At 39.1% G+C, this 21,012-nt stretch carries 17 protein-coding genes; 1 reads left to right on the top strand and 16 read right to left on the bottom strand.

Features of this window, described 5'->3' with window-relative positions; all coding sequences use genetic code 11:
* Positions 1-5: 5 nt before the first annotated feature.
* The 10 genes from AWM76_RS04840 to opp3b all read right to left on the bottom strand — a co-directional run bounded on the left by AWM76_RS04840 (position 6) and on the right by opp3b (position 11,362).
* A complete protein-coding gene (locus AWM76_RS04840) occupies positions 6-734 on the bottom strand; it encodes a histidine phosphatase family protein (protein ID WP_003143106.1) in 729 nt (242 codons plus the stop codon).
* A gap of 19 nt (positions 735-753) precedes the next feature.
* Positions 754-2,724 (bottom strand): fructose-bisphosphatase class III, encoded by a 1,971-nt coding sequence (locus tag AWM76_RS04835; protein WP_003143105.1) that lies wholly within the window; start codon positions 2,722-2,724, stop codon positions 754-756.
* A 242-nt stretch (positions 2,725-2,966) separates the two neighbouring features.
* Entirely contained in the window at positions 2,967-3,440 is a 474-nt protein-coding gene (gene smpB, locus AWM76_RS04830) for an SsrA-binding protein SmpB (protein WP_003143103.1), read from the bottom strand.
* A 28-nt stretch (positions 3,441-3,468) separates the two neighbouring features.
* Complete coding sequence (gene rnr, locus AWM76_RS04825; RefSeq protein WP_003143101.1) at positions 3,469-5,985, bottom strand: ribonuclease R; 2,517 nt, start codon at positions 5,983-5,985, stop codon at positions 3,469-3,471.
* 4 nt (positions 5,986-5,989) lie between these two features.
* Entirely contained in the window at positions 5,990-6,748 is a 759-nt protein-coding gene (locus tag AWM76_RS04820; RefSeq protein WP_003143100.1) for an alpha/beta hydrolase, read from the bottom strand.
* A 158-nt stretch (positions 6,749-6,906) separates the two neighbouring features.
* A complete protein-coding gene (secG, locus tag AWM76_RS04815; RefSeq protein WP_003143098.1) occupies positions 6,907-7,140 on the bottom strand; it encodes a preprotein translocase subunit SecG in 234 nt (77 codons plus the stop codon).
* 105 nt (positions 7,141-7,245) lie between these two features.
* Complete coding sequence (locus AWM76_RS04810) at positions 7,246-8,187, bottom strand: ABC transporter ATP-binding protein (protein WP_106427315.1); 942 nt, start codon at positions 8,185-8,187, stop codon at positions 7,246-7,248.
* Positions 8,180-9,361: an ABC transporter ATP-binding protein gene (locus AWM76_RS04805; RefSeq protein ID WP_003143095.1), complete on the bottom strand. Its 1,182-nt coding sequence runs from the start codon at positions 9,359-9,361 to the stop codon at positions 8,180-8,182. Before AWM76_RS04805 ends, AWM76_RS04810 begins: the two co-directional genes overlap by 8 nt.
* 14 nt (positions 9,362-9,375) lie before the next feature.
* The gene (gene opp3C, locus AWM76_RS04800; protein ID WP_039935894.1) at positions 9,376-10,416 is read right to left on the bottom strand and encodes an oligopeptide ABC transporter permease; all 1,041 of its coding nucleotides are present in this window, start codon (positions 10,414-10,416) and stop codon (positions 9,376-9,378) included.
* A 1-nt stretch (position 10,417) separates the two neighbouring features.
* Positions 10,418-11,362 (bottom strand): oligopeptide ABC transporter permease, encoded by a 945-nt coding sequence (gene opp3b / locus AWM76_RS04795; RefSeq protein ID WP_003143093.1) that lies wholly within the window; start codon positions 11,360-11,362, stop codon positions 10,418-10,420.
* Between the two features lie 61 nt (positions 11,363-11,423).
* Here opp3b and AWM76_RS04790 point away from each other — a divergent pair, with 61 nt between their 5' ends.
* Entirely contained in the window at positions 11,424-11,798 is a 375-nt protein-coding gene (locus AWM76_RS04790) for a DUF3899 domain-containing protein (RefSeq protein WP_003143091.1), read from the top strand.
* A 414-nt stretch (positions 11,799-12,212) separates the two neighbouring features.
* Here the strand turns inward: AWM76_RS04790 and AWM76_RS04785 are convergent, their stop codons facing one another.
* The 6 genes from AWM76_RS04785 to AWM76_RS04760 all read right to left on the bottom strand — a co-directional run bounded on the left by AWM76_RS04785 (position 12,213) and on the right by AWM76_RS04760 (position 20,952).
* Positions 12,213-13,901: a peptide ABC transporter substrate-binding protein gene (locus AWM76_RS04785; RefSeq protein ID WP_039935893.1), complete on the bottom strand. Its 1,689-nt coding sequence runs from the start codon at positions 13,899-13,901 to the stop codon at positions 12,213-12,215.
* Positions 13,902-14,098: 197 nt separating this feature from the next.
* A complete protein-coding gene (locus AWM76_RS04780; protein WP_003143087.1) occupies positions 14,099-15,739 on the bottom strand; it encodes a peptide ABC transporter substrate-binding protein in 1,641 nt (546 codons plus the stop codon).
* A gap of 286 nt (positions 15,740-16,025) precedes the next feature.
* Positions 16,026-17,327 carry a phosphopyruvate hydratase gene (eno, locus tag AWM76_RS04775; RefSeq protein ID WP_003143086.1) on the bottom strand — a complete coding sequence of 434 codons (1,302 nt, stop codon included), beginning with the start codon at positions 17,325-17,327 and terminating at the stop codon, positions 16,026-16,028.
* Between the two features lie 93 nt (positions 17,328-17,420).
* Complete coding sequence (gpmI, locus tag AWM76_RS04770) at positions 17,421-18,953, bottom strand: 2,3-bisphosphoglycerate-independent phosphoglycerate mutase (protein WP_003143085.1); 1,533 nt, start codon at positions 18,951-18,953, stop codon at positions 17,421-17,423.
* 3 nt (positions 18,954-18,956) lie between these two features.
* Positions 18,957-19,709 (bottom strand): triose-phosphate isomerase, encoded by a 753-nt coding sequence (tpiA, locus tag AWM76_RS04765; protein WP_003143084.1) that lies wholly within the window; start codon positions 19,707-19,709, stop codon positions 18,957-18,959.
* Between the two features lie 49 nt (positions 19,710-19,758).
* Complete coding sequence (locus AWM76_RS04760; protein WP_003143083.1) at positions 19,759-20,952, bottom strand: phosphoglycerate kinase; 1,194 nt, start codon at positions 20,950-20,952, stop codon at positions 19,759-19,761.
* Positions 20,953-21,012: the final 60 nt, after the last annotated feature.

Genomic DNA, 21,012 nt, shown 5'->3' with positions numbered 1-21,012 from the left:
ATTGTTTATGAGATATCTGAATGATCCAAATCTGTTTCTTGATCATTGATTTCTTTACGGGCAAAGTGGTCTGTTTGATTAAAAGCTTCTAAATGATATAAACCATCTTGATATTTAACCACGGACACACTCGCATTATCTAGCATTGAATCAATTTCAAATTGTGGGATTAATTCGTGGATCATATTACGGATAGTCATCCCGTGACTCACAATTAGAATCGTTTGATCAGTTTCTCTGTGTTTAGTGATCACATCGATCAAACCTAATTCCACGCGCATCCAAAATTCCATAAAGTTTTCCGCATCATGGTATGGATCCATTTCTTTGAAGGCGTTCAATTCTAAGCGCACACTTTCATCTGAAGTTGCGCCAGTATAGGAACCATCTTTACCAGTAGCAATCTCTGTTACTTTGTCCCATAAACCTCTTGCGTCTAATCCTTCAAAAGAACCAAAGAAGACTTCTCTAAACTCTGGACGTTTCTCAATTTCAATATCTTTAGCAGTTGCCTTATTTTCGTCTAGAATAAGTTCTGCTGTTTTTACCGTACGTTGTAAATCACTCGTATATACTGCTGAAAATTCTACGTCGGCCAATCCACGACCACTGCTACGTACATCCTCTTCTCCGCGTGGCGTTAGTGGCGCATCAGCCCACCCTTGCATACGTCCATAATAATTTAGATACGTTTCTCCATGACGCATGAAGTAAATCGTCACACCTTTTGACATGAATAAATTCCTCCTCAAATTACACTACTCTTGGTCTTATTGTACCATTTCTATAGGCATGAAGTAATTTTTTTAACTGGGCGACTTGGTCTTCCAGTTTAACCCCTACATCGGTTTGGCGCACTTGTAATCGTTCTAGCTCTTTATCGATAATTCGACGTGTAGATACGATATCTGTTTCATGTTCCACTGCATCCTCAATACTAGAGAATGGCTGGTGGCTCACTAATAACATACCAAACGAATTATATAGTAAGGTATAACCTGCTAGGCCTGTGGTTGGTTGATAAGCTTTTGAAAAACCGCCGTCAATCACTAAGAGTTTACCGTCTGCTTTAACTGGGTCTTCACCCTTACGCTCTTTAACCGGTGTATGACCGTTTACAATATGCCCTCGATCTGGGCGAATACCAAACTCGCTTAAAATCAATTCAGCACACTCTTTGTCATTACGTAAAGTATAGTAAATATTTTTTGGCTCATGATGTGTTTCAGCATCCTCAATATAGTAACGCTCAAACGTCGTCATCTTGGTCTTTCCAAATAAGGACGACCCTTCCCCTTGCCAGATATACCACATGTAATCCAAATCAGGGTTTTCGTCTTCATTTGGTCCTTGAGCCGCAAAAGCTTGACGCATAGCCTTCTCAAATTGATCCAACAATGCCCGTCCTGCATATGAACGGCCGTGAATTTCAACCGCCTTAAATGACATATCTTCATTCATCGGAATACAACCGTGATATAACAGGTTCTCATTGTAGACTTTATACAATGACCCCTTACTATATAGGTAGGCAATATGCTTTTGCAGACGGTCAGAGTTTAAGAAACCAGCTTGCAATTTCCCCATCACATATTCTTCATCTTCAGTTAGTTTGAACGGATCTGCAGGGTCTACCGTAGGGAACGTCGTATTCTTCAAGTCATATTCCTTCTCTCCAACGAGTACAGTCCCTTTTTCCAAGTCTAATTTATCAAGGAATAGGCGGTTGTCGGTTTGGAATTCAGGGTGGCGTTTAATGACTTGCGCTTCTAATTTAAATTGAATAATCGTGATTGCCTGCTGCATCTTGGCAATTTGTTTCACTTCTTCTGGAAAATGGTCTACTGATTCGTCAATCTTAGGCATGAATTCTGCGATAGAGTCATCCGGGTATGTCGCCTCCGCGAATGCCACCAAGGGTCTCAGTGAAATACCGTAGCCATCCTCGATGATTTCTAAGTTGTCATAACGGGCACAAATCCTTAATACATTGGCAATCAAGACGCGTGACCCTGAAGCAGCCCCCATCCAAATGGCGTCATGGTTCCCCCATTGGATATCGATGGATTTCTGCGCAGCCAACAAGTCAATGATTTTATCAGGTGACGGCCCACGGTCATAGATGTCCCCTAAAACGTGTAAATGATCGACAACAAGTTCCTGCATCAATTCAGACAAGGCTTCAATTAGACGGTTTGCTGCCCCTAATTCGATTACATTTTGAATGATATTCCAGTAGTAAGACCCCTTGTTGGTCAAGACAGAATCCTTAAATAACAACTCCTCAAGAATGTAAGACATGTCTTTTGGCATAGCCTTGCGCACTTTTGAACGGGTGTATTTAGACACAACAAATTGTCCCAACTCCACCATTCTAGAAATTGTTAACGTATAGAATTCATGCTCTTCCTCTACATCTGTAATATCCGCTAACACTCGGTCTAGCTTCTCTTCTGGATAGTAGACAAGGGTTGCCAACTGGTTCATTTCATTCGTCGATAACCGGTTTTGGAATACCTCTCGAATCTTTTCTTTAATATTCCCCGACCCATTACGTAACACATGCGAAACAGCATCATACTCGCCGTGGAGGTCACTAATAAAATGCTCTGTGGCTTTAGGTAATTCCATAATCGCTTCTAGATTAATGATTTCTGTTGTTACTGAGGCAATATCTGGAAATTGCTCAGATAATAATAATAAATAACGTTCATTGTAGTCCATCACTACTTCACTCACTTTCTTTCAACCATCATACCATGTCTCGCAGAAGATAAAAATTGCAATATTACTATTTCTAACAAATTCATGAGATTTTTTCAAAAAATTGGCTATTTAAGTCCTTATTAATTTGCTTTTTTAATTATATTAAATAATCTATTAACTTGCTATCATTAACTAATGACAAAATAGCAAAAAAGCATACCCATAAACTTTGCAGTTTTTCACATAGGTATGCTTCCTGATTAAATTTTCAATGCTCGTTGCGCTTCTCGTTTCATATCTTTCTCTTTTAAAGCACGACGCTTATCATATTTTTTCTTACCCTCAGCTACGCCTAATAGCACTTTTGCGTAACCGCGTTTAATATAAACTTTTAGTGGTACTAGGGTATGACCTTCCCTTTGTGTCTCTTTTAGTAACTTACTAATTTCAGCCTTCTTCAATAAAAGTTTACGTGGGCGTAGTGGGTCATGGTTAAACATGTTCCCCTGCTCAAATTCGGAAATATGGACATTGTACATCCAGACTTCTCCGCGTTCGATTCTTGCGAACCCATCTTTTAAATTCAAGCGTGATTGGCGGACAGATTTAATTTCAGTCCCCGTTAGGACTACGCCACACTCGATTGTATCTAAAATCGTAAAATCATGATTGGCTTTTCGATTACGTGCAACGACGTTATCGTCATTTTTCTGCACTTTCTTACCTTTTGCCATTTAGTCACCTTCTAACTGTTCAAATCTTTTATTTGCGTTTACTTTGACGAATGACAAAGCGCCGTTTCTGATTTGATTTTTTACTCTTACTATTGCTATTTTGCTTATTATTTTGTCCTTGACCGCCAGCTTTGCCGTTCTGTGGCTTGCTACCGGACTTCTTACCCTTCTGACCAGGTTTACCTGTGTGCTTGTTCTTATTCTCCTTATGAGACTTGCTAGCACCAGATTGGTCATTTCGGCGGTTGCCACCATTTGATTCTTTATCTTGTTGGCGTCTACGGCTTCTATTGTTGCCTTTACGGCCTTTATTATTGCCACGTCCACCTTTACGGTTATCTTGACGCTGTAAACTAGTTGATTCACCGTTATCTTCGCTCTTCACAATGACAAAATCGATGTCACGTGTATCTGTGTTAACATCCATCACTTTAACAGTCACTCTGTCCCCAATACGGTAAGTTTTTCCAGTATTCTCCCCAATCAACACTAACTGGCTATCTACAAAGTTGTAGTAATCGTCTTTTAGCATAGAAATATGGACTAAACCTTCAACTGTATTTGGTAATTCAACGAATAAACCAAAACCAGTAACCGACGAAATGATTCCTTCAAATTCCATGCCAATTTTATCCAACATAAATTCTGTTTTCTTCAAACTATCTGTTTCACGTTCAGCATCCACACTACGACGTTCCATCTTAGAAGAATGTTCTGCGATGTCAGATAATTTCATCTTCATTTTCTCTTGTTTGTCTGCATTTGGACGTGCATGACTTTCATAGAAGTGAATTAAACGGTGAACAATCAAGTCTGGGTAACGACGGATTGGTGATGTGAAGTGGGTGTAATCTTCAGCCGCCAAACCATAATGGCCGATTGGTTCAATATCATATTTTGCTTGTTTCATCGAACGCAGTAACATCATGGATACAACCGGTTGGAAAGTCTCCCCTTCAACCTCGCGCAAGACATTTTGAATATCTTTTGGACGGATAGAAGATTTTGTCCCTTGTGGCACAATACCAAAGGCCGTCACAAATTCTAAGAAACGCTGCATTCTGTCTTCATCCGGTTGCTCATGGACACGGTAGATAAATGGCAATACTTTTCTTGTAAAGTGGCCAGCTACAGTCTCGTTGGCTGATAACATGAATGATTCAATCATCCGCTCCCCAACGCCACGTTCACGTACTTCAATCGCAGTAGGATGACCTTCACCATCAACTATAATTTTAGCTTCACTAGAGTCAAAGTCAATGGCACCACGACTAACACGTTTATTGTATAAAATCTCATGTAAGGTTGCCATATTTTCTAACATGTCAGTGATTTCACTGTATTTTTCCCGTAATTCTGAATCATTATCTGTGATAATGGCATTTACATCTGAATAAGTCATTCGGTAATCTGAGTGGATAATTGACGGATGAATATCATAATCAACAATACCGCCGTTGTGGTCAATTTCCATGATAGCTGTCATTGTTAAACGGTCCACATTTGGATGTAATGAACATATACCATTAGATAAACGTTGCGGTAACATTGGGACTACGCGATCTGTTAGATAAACTGACGTCCCACGTTCATAGGCTTCTTTATCCATTGCTGAATCTTCTGTCACATAATAAGACACGTCAGCAATATGGACGCCTAATTGATAGTTTCCATTTGGCAATTTACTTAATGAGATGGCATCATCCAAGTCTTTTGCATCTGCCCCATCAATTGTAATAGTCAACAGGTCACGGTGGTCCTTACGTCCTTTTAAGTCATCATTTGAGATGGTTTCAGGCACTTCATTGGCATGATCTAAAACTTCATTAGGGAATTCATGCGGAATTTCAAACATGTTTAAAATGGCAAGGATATCTACACCCGGCTCATCTTTATGACCGATTTGTTGTATGACGTTACCTGCAACTGCAAATGGGTGTTGGTCATCTGGATAATCCACTATTTCGACAACAACAATTTCACCCTCTACTGGGTGTAAGCCATCTGGTCTTACTAAGGCGGTTAAATTGTCTAAACCATGGTTTTGCGGTTTCACGCTACCGATAAAACCTGTTGACGCTTTATCATTATCATTAAAGGGCGTAAACTCACCTGTAAGGCGTGTTGTATGACGGACTAATACTTCAGCAATTTCACCTTCAGCTGACTTGTCATTGACAGGAAGAGCTTCTCTAGTGATTTTCACCCGCACTTCATCACTTTGCAAGGCACCATTGGTTTTGCCTTTACCGATGAAAATGTCTTTTTCAAGTTCATCAGTTTTGACGAAACCAAATCCACGTGCATTCTGAGTAAATACCCCTGTATATGTGGCTTTGTCTTGTTTGATACTTAAGGTACCGTTGCTTGTAATGGCAATGTCACCAGCTTGCTCTAATTTAGCGAGAGTTTTCACCAAATCGGCAAAATCATCTGCTTGGTCATAAGACAAGGCTTGGCTTAAAGTTTGTGCTGTGTAATTTTCTTCTGAACTCGCCAACTCGGCAAGGATTTCTTTTTTCATATAATTAATTTTTCTACTCACTATTTCACTCCCAATTTAGGTTGTTTAAATATTCTATTACTGTGTCTTCAAATTCGTGGTGGTATTTACCGACTGTGATTACATGCCTTGCTGAATTAAAAGTATTTAAATAAACGGGTGCAGTGGTAATGGCATCTGCAAACTGCTCTCCAGCGGTTGGGTCAACTAATTCATCTTGACCAGAAGCTGCAATGTAGATTGGCACTTTCAATTCATCTAGTCGTGCGCTTAAATCACGGTTAATGGCATGTACACCGGTAAGGGTTGTATGTAATTGTTGGGCTACTTTGTCGTCCGACTGGTTAATTTCTGCTTCGGTCTTACCAGCGTATTTTTGGACTTTTCGGGCATAGGTCATAAATGATGTTGGTACATTGGAATCAGTAATAGCTTGATCTGTGACAACAGGTGTATTAAATACGCCCCCACCAATTGCCGGATTATTTAAAATCACGGAAATAGCCACTGTCCCACCTAATGACAAGCCAAAAACTGCCATCTGCTTATAGCCTTTTTCAAGCATAAAATCGTAGGCATCTTGACCGTCTTGTAACCATGCAACTGGATTGCCATCCTTAATTAAATCGAAGACGTCCATAGTGCCATGTCCAGTTAAATGAGGTGCATAAACAGTGTAACCTTCGCGATTTAACCGACGTCCTAACATCCGCACGTCGTTCGAAGTACCTGTAAAGGCGTGGAAAAGGATTACTGCCCTTTCATCACCCTCAAAGAAAAATGGTTCTGGTAATTTTGCTTGCATGCATATCCACTCTCAATCTTACTATATTATCATAATTTATACATAATGACTTCGCTATTCCATTGTAAGTTTTATTCACTTTTAAATCAATTAATTGCATTGTCATCAGCAAACGTAAGGCATAAAAATAGCGGTCCCCTAGCAGAACCGCCCAAATGTTATGAAGATAAGTTTGCTAATAGTAAGGCAATCACCATAAAGGCTACACCTAAGATGATTGTAAATCGATTTAAAACAGCTTCAAATCCGCGTGCTTTTTTCTTTTTACCAAACATTGCATCGCCACCACCAGTTAAGTTACTTGCACTGTTTCCTTTAGAAGGTTGTGCAACAACTACTAGAATTAGTAAAAAGGCGATAATAATTAGAATGGTTAATAATATATTATACAAAAGATACCCCTCCGTTTTAATGTCCTAGTTATTCTACCATAAGTATGGTTAACATACAATTGTGGGCAAATAAAAAAGGCGACCGAAGTCACCTTTTCTATTTGATTATTCGTCTTGGTTTGCACGCATTTCTTTATATAATTCAACTTCATTTGGTGAACAGTATACAAAGTGGTTTGGTGCGATTTCAACCATTGATTCGTCACCTTTGAAAGGTTCATGGTTGTAAGTAATACGTTGGCGGTTGCGTTCGTAAATTGGATCTGGTAAAGGAATTGCAGATAAAAGACTCTTCGTATAAGGGTGTAGACCGTGGTAATACAATTCGTCAGCATCAGCAAGTTCTACTATTTTACCCATATACATTACGGCAATACGGTCAGAAATGTATTTCACCATTGAAAGGTCATGGGCGATGAATAGGAATGTTAAGCCAAAGTCCTTTTGTAATTCTTCAAGTAAGTTAACTACTTGGGCTTGAATCGATACGTCAAGGGCTGAAATCGGCTCATCCGCTACAATCATTTTTGGTGCCACTGCAAGTGCACGTGCAATCCCGATACGTTGACGTTGTCCACCTGAGAACTCATGTGGGTAACGGGTAGCATGTTGTGGGTTTAACCCAACTTGCTCTAATAAATCAGCGACTTTCTCTTTACGTTCAGCTTTTGTCTTCACCAAACCGTGAATTTCTAGACCTTCAGCAATAATATCTTCAACCTTCATACGAGGATTTAAAGATGCGTACGGATCTTGGAAAATCATTTGTATGTCTTTACGGAAGTCTAACATATCACGACGGTTTTTTAATGAAGCAATATCTTTCTCCTCAAAAATGATTTCACCTGAAGTTGGTTGGTATAAACGCATAACAGCACGTCCGGTAGTTGTTTTACCAGAACCAGACTCACCAACTAAACCAAATGTTTCACCTTTGAAAATGTCAAAAGAGATATCGTCAATGGCGCGTACTTCACCTTTTGAGCCTTCATTGAAGTATTGTTTTAAATTTCTAACTTTTAAAATTGGTTCCTGCTCATTAGCCAATTGCGTCATCTCCTTCCATATCTACTCCACCTGTAGCGATTACACCTTCAGTATCAGCTGATGTAACCACTTCAGTATGCTCATCTAACTCAGCTCGAGGTGCACCATCGTTGTAGCCTTCTTGCACGATACCTTTAGATAGGCTTTCGTAGATTTTGTGACGACGTTGAATTTCAGCTGGCGCTTCTACTGCTGGTGCATCTGGGTGTAATAGCCAAGTTGCAGCGGCATGTGTTGGCGATACTTGGAACAACGGTGGTTGTTCCAAGTAATCAATTTCCATCGCGTATTCAGAACGTAAGGCAAAGGCGTCACCTTTTGGCGGATCCAATAAGTCTGGTGGTGTACCAGGGATTGAAACCAATTTACCTGCAGTATCTAATGTTGGCATTGAACCGATTAGCCCCCATGTATAAGGATGTTGTGGGTTGAAGAAGATTTCGTCCACATCACCGTATTCAACGATTTTACCAGCGTACATAACGGCCACACGGTCAGCAACGTTTGCAACAACACCCAAGTCATGTGTGATGAAAATGATTGATGTATCAATTTTATCTTGTAATTCTTTCATTAATTCAAGAATTTGTGCTTGTATGGTTACGTCTAAAGCCGTTGTTGGCTCATCCGCAATTAAGACACGCGGGTTACATGCCAAGGCAATCGCAATAACGATACGTTGACGTTGTCCACCTGAGAATTGGTGTGGATAATGGTCCATACGTTCGTGTGCTTTTGGAATACCTACTAATTCTAGTAATTCTTCCGCTCTTGCATAGGCTTCTTTTTTAGATTTATTTTGGTGTAAGATAATCGGTTCAGCAATTTGCTTACCAATTTTCATTGTAGGGTTTAATGAAGTCATCGGATCTTGGAAGATCATGGCGATATCTTTACCACGAATACCTTGCATCTCTTTTTCAGATTTCTTCAATAAGTCTTCGCCGTTAAAAAGGATTTGACCACCTTTAACATCAGCGTTATTAGCTAATAAACGCATTACGGTACGAACGGTTACAGATTTACCTGAACCAGACTCACCTACGATTGCTAACGTTTCCCCATGTTTCAAGTCAAAGTTCACTTTACGAATGGCTTGAACATCACCAGAATACGTTTTGAAATTAATTTCTAAGTCTTTTACTTCTAAAATGTTTTCTGTTTTATTACTCAATTCTGCTCAACTCCTTAATCATTCGTTTTTGGATCTAGAGCATCTCGCAAACCATTTGCTAACATGTTGAATGCAATCATGACGATACAGATTACACCCGCTGGGTACCACATTAAATGAGGCAAGAATCTAAATGTCTTGTACCCATCATTGATTAATGTACCTAGAGAAGCATTTGGTGCTGGAATACCTAAACCGATGAAACTCAAGAACGCTTCGAAGAAAATCGCAGACGGAATTGAGAATACTGTTTGGATAATAATGATACCTGACAGGTTAGGTAAGATGTGACGGAAGGAAATTTTCCATGCAGATTCACCTAAAGAGCGGGCAGCCAAGATGTACTCTTGGTTTTTAATTTTCATTGTTTGCGCACGAATTACACGAGCCATAGAAATCCACTCTGTAATTGCTAATGCAATGATGATTGACATGATACCTGGTTGTAATACTAATAACATTAGGATTACGATAACCAAGTTCGGTACACCTGATAGGATTTCTAAGAAACGCATCATGATGTTGTCAATACGACCACCATTCCAACCCGAAATAATACCGTAAGGTACACCGATTACTAAGTTGAATAAGGCAGCCATCATACCGATAAATAGCGATACACGTGTACCGTATAAGACACGTGATAATAAGTCACGTCCTAAAGCGTCAGTACCTAAGTAGTAGTAAACGCCCTCTGGTACATTATTGGTAGCGTATTGGTCAATAGCTGTTCCGGCTACTTCTGATTTACCATCAAACCAAGCAAAGTTTTCCAATCCAGGAATCTTTGGTGGTAGGTTGGCAAAGGCTACGTTTTGCGCATTTGGATCTGCAGGTGCAATCACTGGCGCCAAGATAGCAAGAATGACGATAATGATCAATACCACTAGGGATACAATCGCTACTTTATTTTTCTTTAAACGACGCCAAGAATCTTGAAGGAAGTTCAATGATTCTCCAGCAATTTGCTCACGTTCAGCGACGTGGTCATGTTGCGTAGCTGGGCGGAATTTGTCAGCTGCAATTGATTTATATGATTGATTGTTTTCAGCCATCTTATTCCCCTCCTTCATTACTTACACGAATACGTGGGTCTACGATACCGTATAACACATCTACAATTAATAACATTGACACTAACATGAATGAGTAAAGAATTGTGATACCCATGATTGTTGGATAGTCATTTGTTTGGATTGATTTAACGAATTGCTCACCAATACCAGGAATTGCGTAAATGTTTTCTACTACCATTGAACCTGTCATCAAGGCAACAGTTAATGGCCCTAACAATGTTAATAATGGAATTAAGGCATTACGTACACCATGTTTGAAAGCTACGGCTGTTTTGCTTAAACCTTTCGCACGCGCTAATTCAATATAGTCTGAATTCAATACGTCGACCATTTCGGTACGGATGAAACGACTCGAATCGGCTAATGGCGAAATGGCCAATGCTAATGTCGGTAAGACTGTTGCTGCAAATGAACCGTTCCATAAAGCGATTGGGAACCAACCTAATTGTACGGCAAATACTAGTTGTAGTAATACCGCGAAAACGAAGTTAGGAATTGAACGACCCAAGATAGCCACGAATGTAGCAGTAGAGTCAATCCAAGTATTCTTGTACATAGCTGAAATAACACCTAGTATGATACCAAATGATGTACCGAACAAGATTGCTTGACCACCCAATTGTAATGACGGTCCAATACGGCTACTTAATAAGTCAGTAACTGGTGTATTTGAGAATTGGAAAGATACACCTAAATCACCTGTAAAAATACCTAACATGTAACGTGCGTATTGGACGATCACTGGATCATTCAAACCATAACGTTCGTTCATAATAATTATTTGTTCCGCAGATAACCGGTCCTCATTTTGGAAAGGTGTACCTGGAAGCAGTTTCATTAAGAAAAATGTAATTGTTGCAATTAGAAATATTGTTAAGAACATATAAAATACTCTTCGAAGTAGATATTTGTAATACGATTTCAAATTGCTTCACCTCCTATATTGTGTTAAATTATTGACATATCTGAAAGGATTTGATCTATCAATGATTTATAAACGTTGGAAAAGCATCCTTTTGCTTTTTGCCACGATACCGTTCATTATATCAATTTTTTTGCAAGAAGGTATCACTTTATTTTACTTGAGCAACAGCTACTTTTACTTATCAGCGCCCTTTTTAATCCTCGGTTTATTCGGATTAATCTTTAAAGACGGGACTTTTGACCTGTTTCAGTACAGTTGGCGTAAGTGGAAACCAAGTGTTTTCTCACAAAATAATTCAAAAAATGATGATGACTCAGAAAGAAATGTACAAAATTTGTCCCAATCAATTGGCAACTGGTACATCGGCTTCCTAAAAATCGGTGGCAGCTTATTAGCAATAAGTTTAATCTTCCTAATCGCCTATTACATTATATAGAATTACCCGGGGTGGACCAAATTATCCGCCCCTTTTATGATATGTTATACTAGTTATCATTACCATGAAACATTATATTCCTAATCATGTTATTTTTCTTACCTAACTTCTAGTAAGCAAATCCCTATCAACCCACCTTCAATTTGGTCTTAATCTGCGGCTAAGGCCTTTTTATTACCCAATTAGTACTACCGGGGTTCATAATCCTAGCCCGCCATAAAACGCAAATAAATCAATTTGGTGGCATGTCTAGAATTATTTATAATCTAGTCAATCTCTTAGAAACATTCACCAAAAACAATACAAATTCTAACACAATTATCATTTAGCGTCAACATTCCTCACATATCATAATAAAAACAACCCGCCAAGGCTTAGCGGGTTGTTTCAATAAGTTTCAAATGTCAGCTGAAATTATTCTGCTGCTGTTTTTGAAGCCCATTTGAATGAAGTTGATGCACCAACTTGGTGGTGAACAACGTCCTCAACTGTTGGTTGCTCTAAGTAAGCACCGTAACGTTGGTACAATGGTGCGATACCAGCTTCTTCTAAAATTAAAGACTCAGCTGCGACTAAATCGCTCCAACGTTTATCTAAGTCTTCAGTTTCATCTGATGCAGCTTGAATTAACGCATCGTACTCTTCGTTTGAGTAGCCAGAATTGTTATTATTTCCATCAGTTACGAACAATTCTAAGAAGTTAATTGGGTCAGCATAGTCAGCGCCCCAACCTGAGACTTGTAAATCGTAATCTTGACTGTTATTAGCTGCTATACGGTTCTTGAATGGAACTGATACAATTTGAACTTGTAAACCTGGTAAGTTTGTTTGTAATTGTCCTTGGATATATTCAGCTGAACGTTTCGCATTTTCTGTATCATCTACTAATAATTCAAGTGTAATTGAGTCAGTACCTAACTCCTCTAAACCAGCATTGAAAGCTTCTTGAGCAGCTTCTACATCATAGTCAACAAATCCTGTACCTTCAGTTGAATCTTCACGGAAGTCAACGTCTGTTGACGGATTGCTTGCTAATCCTTCTGGTACTAAGTAGTCAGCAGGTAGCGAGCCATTTTGTAACACTTGGTCTGCAAATGATTGTTTATCAATCGCTTGTGCGATACCACGACGAATATTTGTATTCGCTAATGGTGTTTCTTCACCGTTACGTTCTTGGTTCATCTTGATAAAGAATACTACCGATTCAGGCGCATTATCCATGTTTGGATCACCTTCACGAGCCGCTACATATTCACCAGATACTGTAGTATAGTCAATCTCACCAGAATCAAATAGATTTAATGCAGTTGAAGTTTCTTTAAGTACTTGGTAGTTAACTGTATCTAACTGAACATTATCTGCATCCCAATAGCTATCATTTTTCACTAATGACCAGTTCAAGTTTGTACCATCCCAACCAGATAAGGCAAATGGTCCATTATATAAAACTGTATCTGAGTTTGTTGCATAGCTATCACCTTGTTCTTCCACGTAAGCTTGGTTAAGCGGGTAGAATGGTGCCATTGATAGTAAACCTTCCAAATATGGCACGGGTTTCGCATATGTTACTTCTAATGTTTTTTCATCTACAGCAACAGCACCTAACTCTGAAGGTTCCATTTCGCCAGCGATGATTTCAGTTGCATTTTGGATGATACCGTCCGCTAAGTATGAGTATGGCGCTGCTGTATCAGGATCAACTAAACGTTGCCATGCATATACAAAGTCATTAGCTGTTACAGGGTCCCCATTTGACCATGTAGCATCTTCTTTAATTTTGTATGTGTATACAGAACCGTCTTCAGAAATTTCCGGTTCGCCGTCTAATACACCAGCTTCATATTTACCTTCAGCGTTTTGACGGTATAAACCTTCATTAACGTTGTTCATGATATCAAATGAAACTGTATCTGTAACCATTGTCGTATCCATTGTTGGTAATTCAGAAGATGTCGTCCAGTTCAATACTTGTTCGCCATTGCCTGAACCATTTGAGCCTGAACCATTTGAGCCTGAATTGTCACTACTATTACCACAGGCCGCTAAAACTAGACCTGATAAACCTATCACTGCAAGTGATTTTAATAAACTTTTTCTTTCCATAAGAACATCCTCCATATTTAAGCAAATTGCTTAATTAGATATTTATTACAACATGGAAACAATTTACTAGATTTTGAATACGTTGTCAATCTTTTTTTCTCATTATTTTCATGAAATATTCATAATCCCCTCATAAACAAAGACAACCGTTGAAATTTTATCTACGGTTGTCTTGTCACTTGTTCAATTATTGTATTTTATTCTGCACTAATTAAAGTGGCAGTACGTAAGTCAAATTCGTTGCCTACCGATCTGAAAGTGATACCTTCTAATTTAGGATTTCTTAATTGTGTTTCTACTTCTTGATATAACGGGATCCATGCCGCATCTTCTGTTAATACCTCTTGGGCAGCAACAAAGTTTTCCCAACGTGCTACTGGATCATTGGCATTTTCACCTTTAGCAGCAGTAATTTCTGCATCATAAGATTCGTTTGAGTAGTCCCCACGGTTGTATGGGCCATCGGTTTCAAATAATTCAAAGAAGTTGATACCATCTGCAAAGTCAGCTGCCCAACCTGTAATAACTAAATCATAATCACGCGCATCTTCTTGGCTTAGACGGTTTTTCTTAGGTACATTTTGCAATGTTAAAGTGACACCTGGTAAGTTATTTGCAATTTGTCCTTGGATATACTCAGCTGTTGTTTTACTTTTCTCGTCATCATCACCTAATAAGTTCAGTGTTAATGTTTCAACACCCAATTCATCTTGTGCTAATGCCCAAAGTCTAGCTGCTTCTTCTGGATCGTATTTATCTTCAATTGCAACTTCAGAGACAAAGTCTTCTTCTGTTTCTGGGTTAAAGATAAAGTTTTCAGGTACAAATGTAGATACAGGGTTTGATCCATCACCAATAACATTAGTTGCCAACTCTTCGTTGTTGATTGCATAGTCGATCGCTTCCCGAAGATTTTTATTTTGGAATACTTCGTTATTATAGTTGAAGGCTACCCAGTAGTTTCTTGCTTTCTCTTGTTGTACAGCGTTTTCATGATTTAGATATTGCTTAGCTAATTCTCCTGTTAATAGTGAGTTATCAACGTCACCTGCTTCAAATAAGTTGACGTTTGTCGAAACTTCTTTGATAACTTGAACATCTACTTCATCAATGGCAATATTTTCAGCATTATAGTAGTCTTCATTTTTCACTAACGACCAAGTTAAACCTGTACCATCCCAGTCAGTCATAGTAAATGGACCAGAGAAAACAAGACTTTCTGAATCAGTACCGTATGCATCCCCTGCTTCTTCAACGAAAGCTTGGTTTTGTGGATATAGTGGCGTGAAAGCTAATAAGTTTTCAATATATGGAATTGGTGTTTCTAAACGAATTTCAATAGTGTAATCGTCTAAAGCTTCAACACCTAATTCTTCAACCGCTTGATCACCATTCAAAACACCTTCAGCATTTTCAAATCCTGCTAGTAAGTATGAGTATGGTGCCGCCGTATCTGGATTAGCTAAACGTTGAATTGCATATACAAAATCGTGAGCTGTTATTTGATCACCATTTGACCAAGTTGCGTCTTCGCGCATTTTGATTGTATAAGTTAATCCATCTTCAGAAACCTCTGGCAATGATTCAGCCAAGGCTGGTTGGATTTCATTTACATCATTTTCCCAATATAAACCTTCTTGAACATGTCCAATATAGTTAGCACTATTCATATCTGTTACTAATACTGAGTCCATTGTAGCAATTTCAGTTGGTGCCACATAATTAACTACCGCACTTGCTTCCCCATTTGCAGCTTCAGTATTCCCCCCATTACTACCACAAGCACCTAATAAAGCCGCAGTTGCTAGCGTAACCAAAAAACTTTTCTTTATCTTCATAAAAATCCCCCACTTCTAATATATTTTTAATATAAATATCATTTTATCTCATTATTTTATTATGTCAATGGTATCAAGCTATAATATTTATCAGAAAAACAATCATGCCCGAATTTCTAAAATTTTATGCAACATTACATGCGCAGTTTTCACTTAAGTTGAAGTTGACGAAGACAAAAAAGCACAGATACCGAAGTACCTGCGCTAGGATGTTAACTGTCTGAATATTCGAAAAGTGTCATTGCGACTTAAATTGGTGCAGTATATTGCCCTAATTTAAGAGAAATTATTTGTTTTCTAAGTTGTAGAAAGCGTTTAGACCTTGGTACTCAGCTAAATCGCCTAATTCATCTTCGATACGTAATAATTGGTTGTATTTCGCCATACGGTCAGTACGTGATAATGAACCGGTTTTGATTTGACCAGCGTTAGTTGCAACAGCGATATCAGAGATTGTTGAATCTTCTGTTTCACCTGAACGGTGAGATACTACAGCTGTGTAGTTAGCACGTTTAGCCATTTCAATAGCGTTGAAAGTTTCAGTTAAAGTACCGATTTGGTTAACTTTAATTAAGATTGAGTTACCAACGTGGTTAGTGATACCGCGTTCTAAAATTTCAGTGTTTGTTACGAATAAGTCGTCACCAACTAATTGTACTTTTTCACCTAATTTTTCAGTTAATAATGCCCAACCGTCCCAGTCATTTTCATCCATACCATCTTCGATAGTAATGATTGGGTATTTAGCAACTAATTCTTCTAAGAATGCTACTTGTTCTTCAGCGTTACGTTTAGCTCCGCCTTCACCTTCGAATTTAGCGTAGTTGTAAACGCCGTCTTCGTAGAATTCTGAAGAAGCACAGTCGAAACCTAAGAACATGTCTTCACCTGGTTTGTAACCAGCAGCTTCGATTGCTTGGATAATAGTTTCAACAGCATCTTCTGTACCATCAAAACGAGGAGCGAATCCACCTTCATCACCAACAGCAGTTTCTAAACCACGGTCAGATAAGATTTTTTTCAATGCGTGGAAAGTTTCAGCACCCCAACGTAAAGCTTCTTTAAATGAAGAAGCACCAGCTGGAATAATCATGAATTCTTGGAAAGCGATTGGTGCATCTGAGTGAGAACCACCGTTTACAATGTTCATCATTGGTGTTGGTAATACTTTAGCGTTGAAACCACCTAAGTAGTTGTATAATGGGATGTTTAATTCATCAGCAGCAGCACGGGCAGCAGCGATTGAAACAGCCAAAATAGCGTTAGCACCTAAGTTACCTTTATTTGCTGTACCATCTAATTCGATCATAGCAGCGTCGATACCGATTTGATCAGTTACGTCAAGTCCGATAATTGCATCAGCGATAGCGTTGTTCACGTTGTTTACAGCGTTTTGAACACCTTTACCTAAGTAACGATCTTTGTCTCCGTCACGTAATTCAACGGCTTCGTGTTCACCAGTTGAAGCTCCAGAAGGAACGATTCCTCGACCAAAACCTCCAGCTTCAGTGTAAACTTCAGCTTCTACAGTTGGGTTACCACGTGAGTCCAAGACTTCGCGTGCATAAATATCAGTAATTGCAGACATAATTTCTCTCCTTTAAATTCAAAATTAATTTTTAAATTTGTTACGTTCATATTATACCATACCCACCAATTGGTAGGTACAGATATTCATTGTTTAGTGCTTAATTAAAGTTTCACCAGTCATTTCAGCTGGTTGGTCAACATTCAATAGATCTAACATTGTTGGCGCAACATCGGCTAAACGACCATCAGTGCGTAATTCAATACCTTTTTCAGTGACAATTAACGGCACTGGTACTGTCGTATGCGCTGTATTTGGTGAACCATCTTCATTTAATTCTGTATCCGCGTTTCCGTGGTCAGCAAAGATGATGGCTTTACCGTCTTTAGCTAATAGGGCATCCACAACACGACCTAAGCATTCATCAACAGCTTCAATTGCTTTGATAGTAGGCTCTAACATACCAGAGTGACCTACCATATCTGGGTTAGCGAAGTTTAGGATAATCGCATCTTGACGGTCATTTTCAATCTCCTCAACTAATGCATCTGTCACTTCGTAAGCAGACATTTCAGGTTTCAAGTCGTAAGTCGCTACTTTAGGTGAGTTAATCAGAATACGTTTTTCGCCTTCGAATTCGTCATTTGCCCCACCATTCATGAAGAATGTAACGTGAGGGTATTTTTCAGTTTCAGCGATACGTAATTGGTTTAAGCCGTTATCTGATAACACTTGGCCAAGAACATTTTTCAATGCGATTGGTTTAAAAGCGATGTCAGCTGGGATTGTATCTTTGTATTTGGTCATTGATACAAATTTCACGTTCGTTGGTACATTTCCACGATCGAAGTTATCCCATTCAGTTGCTGTTACAGCGTCTGAAAGTTGGATAGCACGGTCAGGACGGAAGTTAGCGAAAATAATAGCATCATTATCGGCTACTTGGCCTACTGGCTTGCCGTCAGCATCAACAATAACCGTTGGCTCAACGAATTCATCAGTAACGTCTTTAGCGTAGTTCGCATTTATAACTTCAATTGCATCTTCGCCAGTTTCACCTTTACCGTTAAAGATAACATCATAAGCTTTTTGTACACGTTCCCAACGATTATCACGGTCCATTGCATAGTAACGTCCAGAAATTGAAGCGATTTGACCTAAGTTTTCTTCGGCCATTACTTTTTCAAGTGATTCAATATAACCTGGCGCTGCATGTGGATCAACGTCACGTCCATCTAAGAAAGCATGTAGGTATAATTTTTCAACACCTTTAGCTTTAGCATCTTTAATCAATGCTTCGATATGACGTAAGTGGCTGTGTACCCCACCATCAGATAATAATCCGAAGATGTGTAGAGCTGAATGGTTGTTAGTTACATGAGTATAAGCACCATTTAATGCTTCGTTCTCAGCAAATTCACCATCTTCAATAGCTTTATCGATTCGAGTTAGGCTTTGGTATACAATACGGCCAGCACCAATATTTGTATGGCCAACTTCAGAGTTACCCATTTGTCCATCAGGTAACCCAACGTCTAACCCAGAAGCTTTCATTGTAGCATGTGGAAATTCATTCCAGTAACGGTCAAAGTTTGGTTTGTTTGCTTGTGCTACAGCATTACCATATGATTCTTCTCTCCAACCGAATCCATCTAAGATAATAATAGCTACGGGTGATTTAGACATGTGTTATTTACCTCCATTTAATAATGCGATGTAAGAAGTAACATCAAGACTAGCTCCTCCTACGAGCGCACCGTCAACGTCCTCTTTTTCAAGCAATTCGGCTATGTTAGCTGGTTTTACAGAACCACCGTATAAAATACGTGTTTGGTCTGCTGCTTCTTTACCAGCAATTTCAAATAATAAATCGCGGATGTGCGCTGACATGTCTTGTGCATCATCAGCAGAAGCAGTTTTACCAGTACCGATTGCCCAGATTGGTTCATAAGCGATTACGGCTTGTGCAACTTGATCAGCAGTTAAACCTTCAAGAGCAGCACGGATTTGTCCACTAACCCACTCTTTTTCTTGGCCAGCTTCACGAGTTTCTAAAGTTTCCCCACAGCAAATGATTGGTGTCATGTTGTGACTAAAGATACTTGCTGCTTTTTTACGTACATCTTCATCCGTTTCGCCGAATAATTCACGACGTTCTGAGTGACCGATGATAACGTAAGGTACGCCTAATGCTTCCAAAGCAAGCGGAGAAATTTCACCTGTGAAAGCACCTTCATCTTCAAAATGTACATTTTGTGCACCGATTTGGATGTCAGTACCTGCTACTTCTTCGATTAATTTTTCAATGTAGATTGCTGGTGGTGCGATTAAAGATTCAGCATCCGTTTGTGGGAAACCTTCTTTAAGTGCAGCAACGAATTCATGAGCTTCAGCAGCTGTTTTATTCATTTTCCAGTTACCAGCGATTAATGTCTTACGCATATATTAAAAACTCCTTTACGAAAAGTTTTACTCAATTTATTTACGAAAATTATTTGTTCGCGATTGCAGCGATACCAGGTAATTCTTTACCTTCTAAGAATTCTAATGATGCCCCACCACCAGTAGAAATGTGTGTGAATTTATCAGCTAAACCTAATTGGTATGCAGCTGCAGCTGAATCACCACCACCGATGATAGTTGTTGCATCAGTTAAGTTAGCGATTGCTTCACCAACACCGTTAGTACCTTTTGCGAAACTTGGCATTTCGAATACACCCATTGGGCCATTCCAAACAACAGTTTTTGCGTCTGCAACTTGTTCTGCGTAGTACTCAACAGTCTTAGGACCTACATCAAGTGATTGCCAGTCAGCTGGGATACCGTCGACATCAACAACATCAGTGTTAGCGTCGTTGTCAAACGCGTCAGCTACAACAAAGTCTACCGGTAATACTAAACGGTCGCCAGCGCGTTCCATTAAGTCTTTAGCCAATGGAATTTTGTCTTCTTCAAGTAAAGAGCCACCAACTTCGTAACCTTGAGCTTTCATGAAGGTATATGCCATACCACCACCGATTAAGACTTTGTCAGCCTTATTTAGTAATGATTCGATAACTGAAATCTTGTCAGATACTTTTGCACCACCTAAGATCGCAACGAATGGACGTTTTGGTTCGTTAACAGCGTCACCTAAGAATTGGATTTCTTTTTCCATTAAGAAACCAGCAACTGCTTCGATATTTTTTGAGATACCAACATTAGAAGCATGCTCACGGTGAGCAGTACCGAATGCGTCATTAACAAATACGTCGCCTAATGAAGCCCAGTATTTACCTAATTCAGGATCGTTCTTGCTTTCTTTCTTACCATCTACATCTTCGAAACGAGTATTTTCGAACATCAATACTTCGCCATCTTTAAGGTTAGCGATAGCATCTTCTAATTCTTGACCACGAGTTTGCGCTACGAAAGTAACTTCTTTACCTAATTTTTCAGATAAACGTTCTGCAACTGGGCGTAAAGATTTAGAAGCTTTGTCTTCTTCAGTTTTCACTTTACCAAGGTGAGAGAATAATACTAAACGACCACCTTGCTCAAGAATATACTCGATAGTTGGTAATGCTTGAACGATACGGTTGTCATCAGTAATTTTAAGGTCTTTGTCCATTGGAACGTTAAAGTCAGCACGTTCTAAAACAACTTTACCTTTTAAATCGATGTCTTTTACAGTTTTCTTAGCCATTAAAATAGCACTCCTTATCTTAAGTTGTTAACCAATAAAAAAGGGCAGGAAGCGCGAAGC

This window comes from Aerococcus viridans, assembly GCF_001543285.1.
Taxonomy (GTDB): domain Bacteria; phylum Bacillota; class Bacilli; order Lactobacillales; family Aerococcaceae; genus Aerococcus; species Aerococcus viridans.
This window is presented reverse-complemented; position numbering and strand designations above follow the sequence as displayed.